The following is a 13857-nucleotide window of genomic DNA, read 5'->3' on the forward strand; positions in this document are numbered from 1 at the left end:
CCTAGGATCCTGGCGGCGCCCAGCTCGCGGTGTCGGTGATCTGGACCAGTTCGGCGATGCGGCCTTCGCGCAGCGTGAGCGTGTGGGTGAAAGCCGCGTCGAAGGCCTGCCCTCCGGCGCGGGCCGTACCGCGGTAATGGCCGAGCACGACGCAGCGCCCGGCATCCGCCCAGAGGTACTCCTCAGGTACCGGCCTGGTGTCGTAGGCGGTGAAGATGATGCCCCAGCAGTCGCGAAAGGCCGCCTGCGGGCCGTGGTGCACGCCGCCGACCCCGAGGGGCATGCCCTCGCTGACCCGCAACACGAAGTCGGGGTGGAGTGCCGAGAGCATCAGCTCAACGTCGGCCTTCTCGAATCCCTCGTAGAACTTTTCCACCAGTTTTAGAGACATGTCGCTAAAACTACGGCAAGGGCGGCGGTTTCCGCCATCTCCGCGGCCGAATCCGGGATGGGCTTCCTTGCCTGCAGGTGCCGCCGCACCGCGGCGAGCGGCACGTCGACCAGTGCGAACACCATGCGCTCCAGGTCGCAGTCGCTGCGCCTGGCGAGCTCGGCCATCGCCCTCGTCATCGCGTCGTTGAGCCTGGACAGCTCCTCACCGAGCTCGTCCGGCCAGCGTGCGCTCAGGTCGCGCACGTGTTGCGTAAGCAGCAGCCTCGCCTCGTCGGGGTAGGCCGCCGACCATCGCACGGTGTGCGCGGTTGCCAGCCGTACGGCCTGCTCCAGGTCTTGGGTCGCAATCGCTTGGAGGAAGCCCTCCTGGAAACGGCGCACGGTCCTGACCCACAGGTGGGCCAGCAGCAGGTCGCGCGAGCCGTACCGGTGGTAGATCGAGCCGCTGGGCGCGCCGAGCCGGGCCGCGATCGCGGTGATCGTCACCGCCTCGTGCCCGCTCTCGGCGGCGACGGCCGCCGCGACGTCGAGGATCTGGTCGGGGTCGAACTTCGCAGGGCGTGCCACCCCAGCACGGTAACGACTCGCTTCGCCCCCTGTGCGGCCCGACACGTCCGAGCGGGAACATCGCGCGGCTCAGGCTTCCCGCTACAGCGGCCCCGGGGATCAATGAAACCGTGGTTGGCGCTGAGATTGATCATGGTCTCTGAGCTGGCCCGGAGAGGTTGGCCGACTCCTTCGTGCTTCCCTGTCCCGGAAGGCCCCCAGCGGCCTGGAGGGCGGCGAAGTCGATGTGCGCCGCAGTGACGGCTTCGGGGTACGCGGCTCGCTTCTCATGTTCGGCCAGGGCTCGGTAGATGCTGGACAGGCTCGGGTTCTGCCCCTTGCGCTTGCCGGTGGGGATGATCAGGTCGGACTGGATCTGCTCGACGGCTTCGCCGCCCATGCGGCGGCGGAGCACGGTGTGCAGCATGTCGTCGGTGATGACCGGCGGCCGGCCGCCGTGCTTGCCCTTGCGGGCCGCGGTGTCGAGCCCTTCCAGTGTCGACTCCCGGATGTTCTCCCGCTCGGTCTCCGCCATCGCCGCGAAGAACGCGAACAGTAGGCGGCCGTGCCCGCTCGGGTCGTAGATCCCGGCCAGGGGCCCGGCGAGCATCTCCAGGACCAGGCCGTGGGCTGCGAGGTGGTCGGCGAGCGCGGTGAGCTCGGCTGCATCGCGTCCGAGCCGCTTCATCTCGTACACGGTGAAGATGACCCGGCAGTGCGGGGCATGCGCCTTGATCTCGCGGGCGGCGTCGAGCGCGGCCTCGAACTTCGGCCGGCCCCGCACGCGGGTGCTGATCTTCTCGGCGAAGATCTTGTCCCGGGGGATGTTCTTCGCGGCGAGCGCGTCCAGCTGCGTCTGGAGTTCTTGGGTCAGGGTTGAGCAGCGAGCGTAGCCGATACGAATGTCCGCTGGGGGTGTCCGGGGCGACCGGCACCGGCGCGGGGGTGCCAGGCCGCCACGGCTGCCCCGGGGCGCGGTCGGCCGGGGTCGGCACGCGCAGGAGCTTGGCGAGCCGGGGCACCTTCGTGAAGCGGCCGGTGTGGTAGGTGCCGGCGACCGCGCCGGAGCGTGAGCGACACGGTGATCCGGGCTGGGCCGTGCAGCGCGGGCACGGGTGGCGCTCGACGTCGTCCGCGTCGCTCGGGTGTGCGGTTTGAGGGTCCGTCATGACTCCGGATGTCGTCACAAACCATTCCCGAAACTTGCCCCGCTCTACTTTTGAGTGAGAACGAGTTGTGACAGCGGATCGGCAGTCCGGGCCGCCGACGCGGACCGTTTCCGATTTTGCTCCGGAAAAGGACCGTTTCTGACGGTAACGCGGAGTGCGGCTATGGCCTCCGCTTCGGCTCTTGCTGCCGTGAGTGCGTTCTTGACCCTCACGTGGCGTCAGGTTGCATAGTCGGTGCCGTGGAGGATCACTGGACCGTGGGACGCGTGGCCGAGCTGGCCGGCGTGAGCGTCCGCACGCTGCATCACTATGACGAGATCAGGCTCGTTCGGCCGTCGGCGGGGACCGCGGCCGGGTACCGGACCTATTCGGCGGGCGATGTGGAGCGGCTGCGGGAGGTGCTGGCGCCCTTGACGCTCCGGCTGTCGATGACCGCCGCCGACGGCTCCGGATCACGACCGGCTCGTTTGCGGGCGCGCCGGCGCAGCATGTCCAGGATCTGCTGGGTCACGCCCTGGTCCTCCCAGCGCACGAAATGCCGGTACACCGTCTGCCAGGGCGGGAAGTCGGCCGGCAGTTGCCGCCAGGAACAGCCGGTCCGCACCGCGTACACGATCGCGTCCACGACCTCCCGGCGCGGGTGTTTCTCCTTGCGGCCGTCCCAGTGCGGCGCGGGAAGCAGCGGCTCGATCAGCGCCCACCGCTCATCGGTCAGATCAGAGGGGTGGAAAGGGTCGTCGTGTCATACCCGCACTCCTACCCCACCACATCACGGTGGACGTGCACGGCGGGTACGGCCTGGCGCTGGTCTCGGTCTGGACGGGCCTGGTGGTCTGGTCCAACGGCGACCGCTTCTGGTGGTGCGCGGGCCGGGACACCCGGCGGCACCGGCCGATCTACGCCTCCCACCGGGCGAGCGAACCGGAACAGGCCGCCGGCCGGATCGCCCGCCACTACGCCCGGCTCCGCACCCAGCACCCCTACCCCCACCCGCGACCCCTCCGCGCGGACCCGATATGACCGAGGCGGCTCACGCCAGGCTCAGCCGGGTCAAGCCGAGCTGAGCCAGACCAGACCGGGCTGGACTGGGCTGGGCTGGGCCGACTGCGGAACCGGGTGAGGCGGCCCACCCCATGGAGCCGGTACGGCGGCGTGGCCTTCCCCCGTTCCGCGTCGCCGTACCCGACCAGACTCCACCGTGTCCAGATCACCATGCCCGGGAGGTCGACCACCCGGCCCTGACCACGGGATCGCCGCGCATCCCCATCCGGGCGGTCCGCGAGGGCGACCAGGGGCCGCCGGGGACCTCGGTGGGATCCGCCCCCTCTCTCCGGGTCGGAAAGTGTCGGCGACAGAATGGGTGATCACGGTAGGGTTTCCACACATGCGGCTCTCCGAGGTCTGCTTCCGGTACTCCCGCCGGGATCCCTGGGTTCTTCGGGACGTCGAGCTCGCGCTCCGTCCCGGTTCCGTGGTCGAGGTCACCGGCTGCAACGGTGCCGGTAAGTCAACGCTGCTGCGGCTGCTGGCCGGGATCGTCCCGCCGTCCAGAGGCTCGATCTTCGGACAGCCCCGGACCGTCGGCTACGCCCCCGATGTCTTCCCGGTGAACCAGCCGTTCACGGCCATGGCCTACCTGACCCATCTGGCCGGGATCCGGGACGTCTCGCCCACGAGGATAGGAGAGTTGGCCGGGCGGCTGGACGCGGCCCCGCTGCTGGACCGGCAGCTCGGCGACCTGTCCAAGGGCAGTGCCCAGAAGGTCGGGCTGATCCAGTCGCTGCTGGCCCGGCCGGACCTGCTGATCCTGGACGAACCCTTCGCCGGGCTGGACGCGCACACCCGTGGCGAACTCCCCGCGATCATCGGCGAGATCGCGGCGGCCGGCGGAACGGTCGTGGTGAGCGACCACCAGAATCAGCTTGACACCTTCCCCGGCGCCGAGCACTGGCTGGTCGGCGGTGGCACGGTCGCCGTCGAGGCCGGGGAACGGCCCCGGCAGGCGGTCATCGAGGTGCTCGTCGACGCCGACCGGGCCGACGAGGTCGAGCAGCGGCTCCAGGCGGACGGCTACACCACCCGGCGGACCGCACGGTGGACGGCGTGACCTCCTCCCCGCTGCCGAAAGTCTCCGTGCTGGAGGAGGCCGGAGGAAAATGATCCCCCTCGTCCGCTTCAAGCTGGCCGCCTACGCGCGGTCGCACCGCCTGCTCCAGCCGGTGATCGCACTGTTCGCGATGATGGTCGTCTTCTACTCCTCGCCCATCCCCGCGGGCAAGGAGCTGTCCTCCTACGGCGACTCGGCCGGGCTGCTCATCCTCGTCTTCGCCTGGGCCGCCCGGAGTCTGCTCGACACCGAGCCGCCCACCCAACGGCTGATCTCGATGACGGCCGCCGGTCGGCCTGGCCGGGAGGTGGGGGCCGGACTGCTCGCCGCCCTCGCCGTCAACCTCGGCCTGACGGCGATCGCGGTGGCGCTGCCCCTGGTCCACGGCTTCACCGCCCTGCCGACCCCGGGTGACCTGCTGCGCGGCCTCGGGCTGCACCTGCTCGGCCTGAGCGTCGGGACGGCTCTGGGCGCGCTGACCAGCAAGCCGATCATGCCCTCCCCCGCCGTCTCGCTGCTGGTGCTGTTCGGCGGCTATCTCGCCATGCTGCTGCTCAGCCTGACTCCGGTGGGCGGTTTCACGGTGCCGATCATGCCGTGGATGCGCGCGGCCAACACCGGCGGACTCGACGCGGCCCTGCTCCCGCTCACCGCCGCGACACTCTTCTGGGCCTCGGCGGGGATGACCCTCTATGCACGGCTGCGCCGTACCCGCCCCTGATCGGTGTCCCGCGCGGGTTATGCGGTTTACCGGGGCCTACTCGGCGGCGGCGAGCTGGCCGCAGGCGCCGTCGATCTCGCGGCCCCGGGTGTCGCGGACGGTGACCGGGACGCCGTGGAACTCCAGGCGGCGGACGAAGGCCCGCTCGTCCTCGGGGCGGGAGGCGGTCCACTTCGAACCCGGGGTCGGGTTGAGCGGGATCAGGTTGACGTGCACGAGCCTGTTCCTGATCAACCTGCCCAGCAGGTCGGCCCGCCACTCCTGGTCGTTGATGTCCTTGATCAGGGCGTACTCGATGGAGACCCGGCGCCCGGTCTTGGCGGCGTATCCCCAGGCCGCTTCGAGGACCTCGGCGACCTTCCAGCGAGTGTTGATCGGCACCAGGGTGTCGCGCAGTTCGTCGTCGGGCGCGTGCAGGGAGAGCGCCAGCGTCACCGGCAGGCCCTCGTCCGCGAGCTTGCCGATCGCGGGGACCAGGCCGACGGTGGAGACCGTGACGCCCCGGGCGGAGATGCCCAGGCCGTGGGGGACGGGTTCGACCATCCGGCGCACGGCGCCGATCACGGCCCGGTAGTTGGCGAGCGGCTCGCCCATGCCCATGAAGACCACGTTGCCGACCCGGCCGGGACCGCCCGGAACCTCTCCGGCGCCCAGGGCCCGCGCCCCGGCGACGACCTGCTCGACGATCTCGGCGGTGGTCATGTTCCGGGTCAGGCCCGCCTGGCCGGTGGCGCAGAACGGGCAGTTCATGCCACAGCCGGCCTGGGAGGACACGCACATGGTGGTGCGATCGGTGTAGCGCATGAGGACGGACTCGACCAGCGCACCGTCGAACAGCCGCCAGAGCGTCTTGCGCGTGGTGCCGCCGTCGGTCGTCATCTCCCGGACGGAGGTCAGCAGCCTGGGGAAGAGCGCGGTGGCGAACTTCTCCCTGGCCGCGGCCGGAAGGTCCGTCATGAGCTCGGGGTCGCCGTTGAGCTTCTCGAAGTAGTGCCGGGAGAGCTGGTCCGCGCGGAACGGCTTCTCGCCCAGCTCGGCGACGGCCGCCCGCCGCTCGGCCATGGTCAGGTCGGCCAGGTGACGCGCGGGCTTGGCCCTGCGGGGCGCCACAAAAGTGAGCTGGCCGGGTACGGGGGCCCCGGTCGGGCTGGCAGTCGACACGTCCAAAAGCCTTCTCTCGACGGTTGTGCGAATACTCGGAGCGGCGCTCGCCCCTGCTCTAGAGTCCGGAGGTATGGCGACAATCCGCTCCAGGGGTGAGCGGGGAGACGGCGTCGAGATCGTGCTCACCGACGTCAATCCCTATGGGAGCCGCACCCTGGTGGTCGAAGGCGACGAGACCTCATCGGTAGCTTACCTGTGCGGGCCGGAGGGCACGGTGCACGGAGCCGTGTGGCTGGCCAATCACGGTCAGGCCCCGGAGACCGCCGACCCGAGCCGCCTGGCCTCCGGGCTGCCCCCGGTGGCTCCCCGGGCGAACACCAGGCGTCCCGGCGGCAGGCCGCCGCCCGCCGGGCTGCGGACGCTCTGGTTCGAGGAGGGCGACGGCGTCGCCCTGTACGAGAACGACGAGCTGCTGGCGGTCATTCCCGGCTGGGCCGACATGAGCAGGGACATGCCGGGTTACTCCCTCGACGCGGTGGGTGAGTGGCCCTTCGCCTGGTCGCTGGAGGACGCCCTGGAAGGGCTGGCGCCCCGGCTGGCCAAGGCGCGGGCCTACTGGGACTGGCGTGGCGGCGACGGCACCTGGGCGACGTTCCAGCAGTTCGTGATGGGTCATCTGGACCGGAAGGTCGGTACGGCGGGCAGGTTCTGGGACGCGGGCGGCGAGCGGATGCCCACAGTGGGCATCACCGAACGGCCGCCGGAGCGGGGGCGCGAGCACACGATCCTGTCCACCGTGGGAATGAGCTGCCAGCGAATGCCCACCGTGGAGCAGTACATCGAGCAGCCGGAGGCTCACGCCCGGGTGGAGCTGGCCGTGGCCACCCCCGGCGACCCCCGCGACGCGGCCAGGCTCTTCCTGTGGCTGGGCCAGTATCCCTGGCACTCGGTCACCTGGCTGGGTCACGGGCACACCGCGAAGTGGTATCACCGGCCCGAGACGTTCCCGCTGGGCTCCGGCTACAGCGGCGTCGTCATGCTGACCGGGCTGCCGGGCCTGCCCGACCTGTCGGGCTTCGCCTTCGGAGGGGAGGCCGTGCAGTGGCTCTGGCTGGTCCCGATCACCGCGGAGGAGCTGCGCCTGGTCGCCGAGTCCGACTACCGGGCGCTGCTCCCCCGGCTGTCGGCCGACCGGCTCACACCGGGAGGGTGAGGCCACCGGGCCGGACCTTCCCGGCTCGCGGCGAGGAGGTGAGTCATCCGCCTCGGGGCCTCGGCGCCGGTGACGGCCGCCCCGCTCGCGATGGGGATGGGGCTCCCGGTCAGGACCGGCCCCGCGCGCGGCGAGAAGGCGAAACCTCCAGACCGGGCCCCTTCGGAGCTCGGAATCCTTCGGAGCTCGGGGCGTGAGGGCTCAGAGCAAGAGGGTGAGCAGCGCCCAGACCGGGACCAGCGCGGCGACGAGGGAGTCGAGGCGGTCCATCAGACCGCCGTGGCCCGGGAGCACGCTGCCCATGTCCTTGACGCCGAGGTCCCGCTTGATCACCGACTCGACGAGGTCGCCGAGGGTGGCGAAGACCACCACGACCGCGCCGACCAGCACGCCCTTCCAGACCGCGCCGTGCAGCAGCCACGCCACCAGCCAGCCGCCCACGGCCATGCAGGCCAGCGCCGACCCGGCGAAGCCCTCCCAGGTCTTCTTGGGGCTGATCAGCGGGGACATCTTGTGCTTACCGAGGGATATTCCTGCGAAATATCCACCTATGTCACTCGCGACCGTGGTGGCGATGAAGACGACCACCAGATCCGCGCCGTGGTGCGGGTCAGCGAGCAGAAGCGCCACGAACCCGGCGAGCATGGAGGGGTAGATCGTGACCAGGAGGGTGGCCGAGACGTCCCGGACGTAGCCCTCGGTGCCCTGGAACATCCGCCAGACCATCATCACCAGCGCGGTCGCCGCGAAGACGCCGAGCAGCCAGGCGGCCCCGCCCAGGTAGGCGCCGACGATCATGGCGGCCATCCCGGCCAGGACCGGGATCATCGGCACCTTGATGTCCCTGGCCTCGAACGATCTGACCAGCTCCGTCACGCCGATGCCCACCGCCGCGACCAGCACGGCCAGGAAGAGGACCTTGACGAGATAGAGGGAGGCGATGATGACCGCTCCCAGACCGGCGCCCACCGCGATCGCGACGGGAAGGTTCCGGCCGGTTCGGCTACCGCCCGCCGCAGATTCCAAGGGGTCCTACTCTCATACGCGAAATCCCTGTCCCGCGCGGAAGGACCCGCACGGGACAAGGATCACGGCTCAGACTTCGAGCAGCTCGGTTTCCTTGTGCTTGAGCAGCTCGTCGATCTTGGCGACATGCTTCTGGGTGAGGTCGTCGAGTTCCTTCTCGGCGCGACGCACCTCGTCCTCACCGGCCTCGCCGTCCTTGACCATCTTGTCGAGGGTCTCCTTGGCATGGCGGCGGATGTTCCGGATGGAGACCTTGGACTGCTCCGCCTTGGTCCGGGCGACCTTGATGTACTCCTTGCGGCGCTCCTCCGACAGCTCGGGGAAGGCCACCCGGATGACCTGACCGTCGTTGCCGGGATTAACGCCCAGGTCGGAGTTGCGGATCGCCTTCTCGATCGCGGCCATCGAGCTCCTGTCGAAGGGCTGGATGATGACCATGCGAGCCTCGGGGACGTGGAACGAGGCCAGCTGCTGAATGGGAGTGGGTGTCCCGTAGTATTCAGCGCTGATCTTGTTGAACATCGACGGGGTGACTCGGCCCGTGCGGATGGCTGCGAAGTCCTCCTTCGCCACCACAACGGCCTTCTCCATCTTTTCCTCGGCTTCGAGGAGGGTTTCGTCGATCACAGCGGCTCCCTGCCTTCTCGGTCACTCACCATTGCACACTCGCTTCGCGGGGTGTTCTCCGGCCGGAGGCACGCTCCGGCGGACACGCGTCTCCCCCACTCCGCTCACCGTGGTCAGGCTCGCTCCCCGTCTTTTGGGTCGCGCGCCGTTCCCCGGCGGCTTCGCGGGGTGTCCTCCCACCGGAGGCACTCCCCCGGCGGACACGTATCGCCCCCGCTCCGCTCGCCGCGGTCGGGCTCGCTTCCTATTTCCCTGCCGGACTCACCAGCGTGCCGATCTTCTCACCACGCACCGCCCGCAGGATGTTGCCCTCACCCATGAGGTCGAAGACCACGATCGGCAGACCGTTGTCCATGCACAGGCTGATCGCGGTGGCGTCCATGACGCCGAGACCACGGGTCAGCACCTCACCATATTCGAGGTGGTCGAACCGGACGGCATCGGGGTTCTTCCGGGGGTCGGCGTCGTAGACACCGTCCACCTGGGTGCCCTTGAGCAACGCCTCGGCGCCGATCTCCAGCGCGCGCTGCGCGGCGCAGGTGTCGGTGGAGAAGAAGGGCGAGCCGAGCCCTGCCCCGAAGATGACCACGCGCCCCTTCTCAAGGTGGCGGATGGCGCGGCGGGGCAGAAAGGGCTCGGCGACCTGCTGCATGGTGATCGCCGTCTGGACGCGGGTGTCGATGCCGCGCTTCTCCAGGAAGTCCTGGAGGGCCAGGCAGTTGATGACCGTACCGAGCATGCCCATGTAGTCGGCCCTGGCGCGGTCCATACCCCGCTCGGACAGAGCGGCGCCGCGGAACATGTTGCCACCGCCGACCACGACCGAGACCTGAACGCCCTCGCGGACCGCCTCGGCGATCGAGTCGGCCAGATGGCCGACGACACCGGGATCGATGCCCAGTGGCTCACCGCCGGCGAAGGCCTCGCCGGACAGCTTCAGCATGACGCGTTTCCAGCGGAGCGGACCCGAATACGACGAAACCGCCGACGTAGCGGGTCCTGGATTCTCCTGCACGGCGGCGGCCTCCTCGTTTAGCACTCTGATGAGAGAAGCTGGGTCAAACCTAGGCCTGGCCGACCTTGAAGCGGACGAAGGCCTGGACCTGAACACCGTTCTCGTCGGCGAACTTCGCAACGGACTTCTTGTTGTCCTTGACGAACGCCTGCTCAAGCAGGGTGAAGTCCTTGTACCAGCCGTTGATCCGGCCATCGACGATCTTACCGACGGCGGCCTCGGGCTTGCCCTCCTCCCGGGTCATCTCCTCGAAGAGCGCGCGCTCCTTCTCGATGACGTCGGCGGGGACCTCGGCGGAGCTGAGATACTTGGGGGCCATCGCGGCGGCGTGCTGGGCGATGTCCTTGGCGACCTCGGCGTTCGCGCTGTCGAGCTGGACGAGCACGCCGACCGTCGGCGGGAGCTGCGGGTCGGTCTTGTGCATGTAGGCGCCGACGAAGCCGCCCTCAAGCAGCGCGAACCGGCGAATCTCGATCTTCTCGCCGAGCGCGGCGTTGGCCTCGTCCAGGTGCTCCTTGACGGTCTTGCCGTCGAGCTCGGACTCCAGCAGGGAGGGCACGTCGGCCGGCTTGGCGGCCAGGATGTGCGCGACGACCTGGGCCGCGAGCTCCTGGAAACGCTCACCCTTGGCGACGAAGTCGGTCTCGCAGTTGAGCTCAAGCAGCGCGGCGGCGGAGTCGCCGTCCTGCTTCAGGGCGACCAGGCCGTTGGAGGCGGTGCGGGCCTCACGCTTGCCGACATCCTTGGCGCCCTTGAGGCGCAGAAGCTCGACGGCGCGGTCGAAGTCGCCGGTGGACTCCTCAAGAGCCTTCTTACAGTCCATCATGCCGGCGGCGGTCAGCTCACGAAGCCGCTTGACGTCGGCCATGTTCACGGAAGCCATTGTCTTTTCCTCGTGGGAATCGTCGTGGATCGGGTGGGTGCGCTCGTGACGAGCGCACCCACCCGGAAAGGGCCTTGCGGGTCGTACGGCTGCGCCGTACGAGAAGGGCCTGGACCTACTTGCCGGCGTCCGCGACCTCGGCGGCCGGAGCCTCGGCAGCGGCGGCGTCGTTCTCGGCGGCCGGGGCGGCCTCGGCGCTTTCAGCCACCTCGACGACCTCGGCGGCCTCGACCGTCTCGGCCGCGGGGGCCTCGGCGGCCGGAGCCTCGGCAGCGGCGGCGGCCGGGGCGGTCTCAACCCGGGCGAGCAGCTCCTGCTCCCACTCGGCCAGCGGCTCGGCGCCACCGGCGACGGCCGGCTTGTCGTCGCCACGGCCGGCACCGGCGCGGGCCATGAGGCCGGCGGCGACGGCGTCGGCGACGACGCGGGTCAGCAGGCCGACGGCGCGGATGGCGTCGTCGTTACCCGGGATCGGGTAGTCGACCTCGTCCGGGTCGCAGTTGGTGTCGAGGATCGCGACGACCGGGATGTTGAGCTTGCGGGCCTCGCTGATCCCGATGTGCTCCTTCTTGGTGTCGACGACCCACACCGCGCTGGGAACACGGGACATGTCGCGGATACCGCCGAGGGTGCGCTCCAGCTTCTCCTTCTCGCGGCGGCGCATGAGGAGCTCCTTCTTGGTGAGCCCCGACGCGGCCACGTTGTCGAAGTCGAGCTCCTCAAGCTCCTTCAGACGCTGGAGCCTCTTGTGCACGGTGGAGAAGTTGGTGAGCATGCCACCCAGCCAGCGCTGGTTGACGTACGGCATGCCGACCCGGGCGGCCTGCTCGGCGATGGCCTCCTGGGCCTGCTTCTTCGTGCCGATGAACATGATCGTGCCGCCGTGCGCGACGGTCTCCTTGACGAAGTCGTAGGCCCTGTCGATGAAGGCCAGCGACTTCTGGAGGTCGATGATGTAGATGCCGTTGCGCTCGGTGAAGATGAAGCGCTTCATCTTCGGGTTCCAGCGACGCGTCTGGTGACCGAAGTGGACGCCGCTTTCCAGCAGCTGCCGCATGGTGACGACGGGGGTGGACATGTGATTGTCCTCCAGGTCGGAGCGCCCATCTCTGGGCGCTGTTCTCGGTTGGCGCGGCGACCCGCGGTCGCCGCCCTGATGCTCCGAACCGGCTCCTGCCGGGCTCTCACCCGGACCGAGGGGACGATTCTCGAAGGGGCATGCGAAGTTGGCCCGTGAGTAACAGGCCATCGAAAAGTCTACCCTCAGCCGGACCGCGCCCTGACCTCAACAGGACCCCGACGACCTCAGCGCGTCAGCCGATTCCCCTCCGCGCCGACGCCGCGCCGGAGCGGCACACCCCCGCTCCCCCGCGCGGCATGTGGACCGAGATCCGCGAGGGCTTGAACGCGGCCGAACTGCAGGGCCGCGTCAACGCCACCAACACCTTCGTGATCCAGGGCGTTCTCGCCCTCGGCGGCCTCACCGGCGGTGTACTCGGCGAACTGCTGGGGCTACGGCCGGTGCTGTGGATCGGCGGGGCCGGGGTCCTGCTCACGGCCCCGTGGATCCGGCTCTCCCCGCTGGGCCGTTCCGGCGCAGTGGGACGACGGTGAAACCGGCGGGACGGTGAAACCGGCGAGCACCCACCACCTCTCGCCTTCGATCAATCAGCCTCACCTCAAGCGGCCGAAACTCCATGACGTCCGTAGACGGGTAACGTCCTCCGTCCCCGGCCTCGCAGCGCCCCCAGAGATTCCAACCTCACATCCCCTGTCCCCAGAATCCGCGGGGCCGTACGGCCCATCCACAGAATCCGGTTCGGCCCACTCACAGCCGGCGCGGGTCCCCCACCCTCGGACAGGTGAGTTTCCTACGCCTCTTCGGGGCGCGAGCCCTGCTGTCCACAATGCTGCTCACCGTTCCGGGCGCCGAAGGCGCACACGACACGGGCACCCGGATGAGTCAGGCCCCGGTACGCCGTCAAAAGGCCCCGGCATCCCAAGCCGATCCGATGTCTCCAGCGGCTCCGGCACGCCTGTCACTCCCAGCACTTTCAACATCTTCAGCACCTTCAGCACCTTCAGCACCTTCAGCACCTTCAGCACCTTCAGCACCTTCGAAACCCCCCACACCCCTCACACCCCCTGCGTCCGCGGCGCTCTCGCCATCCCCGGCACCTCCGGCAACCCCGGCTCGCTGGGGCCGGCCGCTCGAAGGCAGCCTCAGCGTGCTCCGCCGCTTCGCGCCTCCCGCGCAGCCGTGGCTGACCGGCCACCGTGGAGTCGATCTGACCACGACGCCCGGCGCGGAGGTTCGGGCGGCGGGTGCCGGAATGGTCGGCTACGCGGGACCGCTCGCGGAGCGGGGTGTGGTGACCGTGCTCCACCCCGGTGGCCTGCGTACGACCTACCTACCTGTCCAGCCGTCCGTACGGCGCGGCCAGGCGGTGGACCGGGGCGAGGTCATCGGCGTCGTTCAGGACGCTCCCGGCCACTGCCCGGCCACCTGCCTGCACTGGGGTCTGCTCCGCGACCACCTGTACCTCGACCCGCTGCTCCTGCTGGGCCAAGGTCAGGTCAGACTGCTGCCTCTCCGGCCAGAGAACCATGAATAAACCGGGGAGGCCGCCCCGCAGGACTTTTCGATGATGTACACCGGGTTACGCATCATCCACCGGCGCCGGTCGGGCCGGTGACCCCCTCACCGCACCGGCCCGGTAAGCGGAAAACCAACCCCACAGATAAGTGGGCGACCACCCCAGTGGACGGTCAACCTGACGGACAAATGGATGACAACCAATCCCGCGAGCATATGGGAGATCAACTCAGGAAAAACAGCGTAGGTGACTCAGAAAAAGCAGGGCAGACGACTCAGAAAAAGCAGGGCAGGTGACCAACTCGGCGAAGAAGCGAAGCGAACGGCCAGCCCGGTCAAGACATGAAGAGCGAAGCACACGATCGCCCGAGAAACCGGTAGTCGCCCCAGGATCTCGGAAATTTACCATTTTATCTGTTTCGCCGGCATGGCCCCTGAGCATCGCAGTGACCGCCCC

The 13857-nt window shown here is 69.3% G+C and carries 16 protein-coding genes and 2 pseudogenes; 7 read left to right on the top strand and 11 right to left on the bottom strand.

From position 1 onward, the window contains the following. Position 1: 1 nt before the first annotated feature. From ABZ194_RS12770 to ABZ194_RS12780, 3 genes are all read right to left on the bottom strand, one after another. A complete protein-coding gene (locus tag ABZ194_RS12770) occupies positions 2-391 on the bottom strand; it encodes a nuclear transport factor 2 family protein (RefSeq protein ID WP_355595453.1) in 390 nt (129 codons plus the stop codon). Next, a complete protein-coding gene (locus tag ABZ194_RS12775; RefSeq protein WP_355595455.1) occupies positions 382-960 on the bottom strand; it encodes a TetR/AcrR family transcriptional regulator in 579 nt (192 codons plus the stop codon). Before ABZ194_RS12775 ends, ABZ194_RS12770 begins: the two co-directional genes overlap by 10 nt. Before the next feature lie 130 nt (positions 961-1090). Continuing rightward, positions 1091-1891, bottom strand: a complete 801-nt coding sequence (locus ABZ194_RS12780; protein ID WP_355595746.1) for a recombinase family protein — start codon at positions 1889-1891, stop codon at positions 1091-1093. Between the two features lie 501 nt (positions 1892-2392). Here ABZ194_RS12780 and ABZ194_RS12785 point away from each other — a divergent pair. Beyond that, positions 2393-2455: pseudogene (locus ABZ194_RS12785) on the top strand (hypothetical protein); the annotation flags it as partial. Between the two features lie 50 nt (positions 2456-2505). Here ABZ194_RS12785 and ABZ194_RS12790 read toward each other — a convergent pair. Further along, a pseudogene (locus ABZ194_RS12790) lies at positions 2506-2823 on the bottom strand (transposase); the annotation flags it as partial. Between the two features lie 59 nt (positions 2824-2882). On the opposite strand from ABZ194_RS12790, the gene ABZ194_RS12795 reads away from it, so the two are divergent. From ABZ194_RS12795 to ABZ194_RS12805, 3 genes are all read left to right on the top strand, one after another. After that, positions 2883-3128 carry a hypothetical protein gene (locus ABZ194_RS12795; RefSeq protein WP_355595764.1) on the top strand — a complete coding sequence of 82 codons (246 nt, stop codon included), beginning with the start codon at positions 2883-2885 and terminating at the stop codon, positions 3126-3128. A gap of 364 nt (positions 3129-3492) precedes the next feature. Next, on the top strand, positions 3493-4215 hold the full coding sequence (locus ABZ194_RS12800) for an ABC transporter ATP-binding protein (RefSeq protein WP_355595457.1): 723 nt from the start codon (positions 3493-3495) through the stop codon (positions 4213-4215). 49 nt (positions 4216-4264) lie between these two features. Beyond that, positions 4265-4936, top strand: coding sequence for a hypothetical protein (locus ABZ194_RS12805; protein WP_355595459.1), 672 nt, complete (start codon positions 4265-4267; stop codon positions 4934-4936). Between the two features lie 36 nt (positions 4937-4972). Here ABZ194_RS12805 and rlmN read toward each other — a convergent pair whose 3' ends face one another. Then, positions 4973-6097, bottom strand: coding sequence for a 23S rRNA (adenine(2503)-C(2))-methyltransferase RlmN (gene rlmN, locus ABZ194_RS12810; protein ID WP_355595461.1), 1125 nt, complete (start codon positions 6095-6097; stop codon positions 4973-4975). Between the two features lie 73 nt (positions 6098-6170). Here rlmN and ABZ194_RS12815 point away from each other — a divergent pair, with 73 nt between their 5' ends. Further along, on the top strand, positions 6171-7253 hold the full coding sequence (locus ABZ194_RS12815) for a suppressor of fused domain protein (RefSeq protein ID WP_355595463.1): 1083 nt from the start codon (positions 6171-6173) through the stop codon (positions 7251-7253). Between the two features lie 201 nt (positions 7254-7454). Here the strand turns inward: ABZ194_RS12815 and ABZ194_RS12820 are convergent, their stop codons facing one another. The 5 genes from ABZ194_RS12820 to rpsB all read right to left on the bottom strand — a co-directional run bounded on the left by ABZ194_RS12820 (position 7455) and on the right by rpsB (position 11882). After that, complete coding sequence (locus ABZ194_RS12820; RefSeq protein ID WP_355595465.1) at positions 7455-8279, bottom strand: phosphatidate cytidylyltransferase; 825 nt, start codon at positions 8277-8279, stop codon at positions 7455-7457. A gap of 69 nt (positions 8280-8348) precedes the next feature. Beyond that, entirely contained in the window at positions 8349-8906 is a 558-nt protein-coding gene (gene frr, locus ABZ194_RS12825) for a ribosome recycling factor (protein WP_355595467.1), read from the bottom strand. A 244-nt stretch (positions 8907-9150) separates the two neighbouring features. Then, complete coding sequence (gene pyrH / locus ABZ194_RS12830) at positions 9151-9849, bottom strand: UMP kinase (RefSeq protein ID WP_355595469.1); 699 nt, start codon at positions 9847-9849, stop codon at positions 9151-9153. A 121-nt stretch (positions 9850-9970) separates the two neighbouring features. Next, positions 9971-10804 (bottom strand): translation elongation factor Ts, encoded by an 834-nt coding sequence (gene tsf, locus ABZ194_RS12835; protein ID WP_355595471.1) that lies wholly within the window; start codon positions 10802-10804, stop codon positions 9971-9973. A gap of 115 nt (positions 10805-10919) precedes the next feature. Beyond that, positions 10920-11882, bottom strand: coding sequence for a 30S ribosomal protein S2 (gene rpsB / locus ABZ194_RS12840; protein WP_355595473.1), 963 nt, complete (start codon positions 11880-11882; stop codon positions 10920-10922). Between the two features lie 299 nt (positions 11883-12181). Between rpsB and ABZ194_RS12845 the strand changes: the two genes are divergently transcribed. Then, the gene (locus ABZ194_RS12845; RefSeq protein ID WP_355595475.1) at positions 12182-12418 is read left to right on the top strand and encodes a hypothetical protein; all 237 of its coding nucleotides are present in this window, start codon (positions 12182-12184) and stop codon (positions 12416-12418) included. A 300-nt stretch (positions 12419-12718) separates the two neighbouring features. Here the strand turns inward: ABZ194_RS12845 and ABZ194_RS12850 are convergent, their stop codons facing one another. Continuing rightward, positions 12719-12919 carry a hypothetical protein gene (locus ABZ194_RS12850; RefSeq protein WP_355595477.1) on the bottom strand — a complete coding sequence of 67 codons (201 nt, stop codon included), beginning with the start codon at positions 12917-12919 and terminating at the stop codon, positions 12719-12721. A gap of 113 nt (positions 12920-13032) precedes the next feature. Between ABZ194_RS12850 and ABZ194_RS12855 the strand changes: the two genes are divergently transcribed. After that, positions 13033-13419, top strand: a complete 387-nt coding sequence (locus tag ABZ194_RS12855; RefSeq protein WP_355595479.1) for a M23 family metallopeptidase — start codon at positions 13033-13035, stop codon at positions 13417-13419. Positions 13420-13857: the final 438 nt, after the last annotated feature.

It is taken from the genome of Streptosporangium sp. NPDC006007 (assembly GCF_040614315.1).
Classification (GTDB): domain Bacteria; phylum Actinomycetota; class Actinomycetes; order Streptosporangiales; family Streptosporangiaceae; genus Streptosporangium.

Excerpts from the sequence above, each read along its gene's own strand:
- ABZ194_RS12845 (WP_355595475.1), top strand. The coding sequence starts at position 12,182 with ATGTGGACCGAGATCCGCGAGGGCTTGAACGCGGCCGAACTGCAGGGC.
- ABZ194_RS12770 (WP_355595453.1), bottom strand. The coding sequence starts at position 391 with ATGTCTCTAAAACTGGTGGAAAAGTTCTACGAGGGATTCGAGAAGGCC.
- ABZ194_RS12805 (WP_355595459.1), top strand. The coding sequence starts at position 4,265 with ATGATCCCCCTCGTCCGCTTCAAGCTGGCCGCCTACGCGCGGTCGCAC.
- pyrH (WP_355595469.1), bottom strand. The coding sequence starts at position 9,849 with ATGCTGAAGCTGTCCGGCGAGGCCTTCGCCGGCGGTGAGCCACTGGGC.
- ABZ194_RS12800 (WP_355595457.1), top strand. The coding sequence starts at position 3,493 with ATGCGGCTCTCCGAGGTCTGCTTCCGGTACTCCCGCCGGGATCCCTGG.
- ABZ194_RS12815 (WP_355595463.1), top strand. The coding sequence starts at position 6,171 with ATGGCGACAATCCGCTCCAGGGGTGAGCGGGGAGACGGCGTCGAGATC.
- tsf (WP_355595471.1), bottom strand. The coding sequence starts at position 10,804 with ATGGCTTCCGTGAACATGGCCGACGTCAAGCGGCTTCGTGAGCTGACC.
- rpsB (WP_355595473.1), bottom strand. The coding sequence starts at position 11,882 with ATGTCCACCCCCGTCGTCACCATGCGGCAGCTGCTGGAAAGCGGCGTC.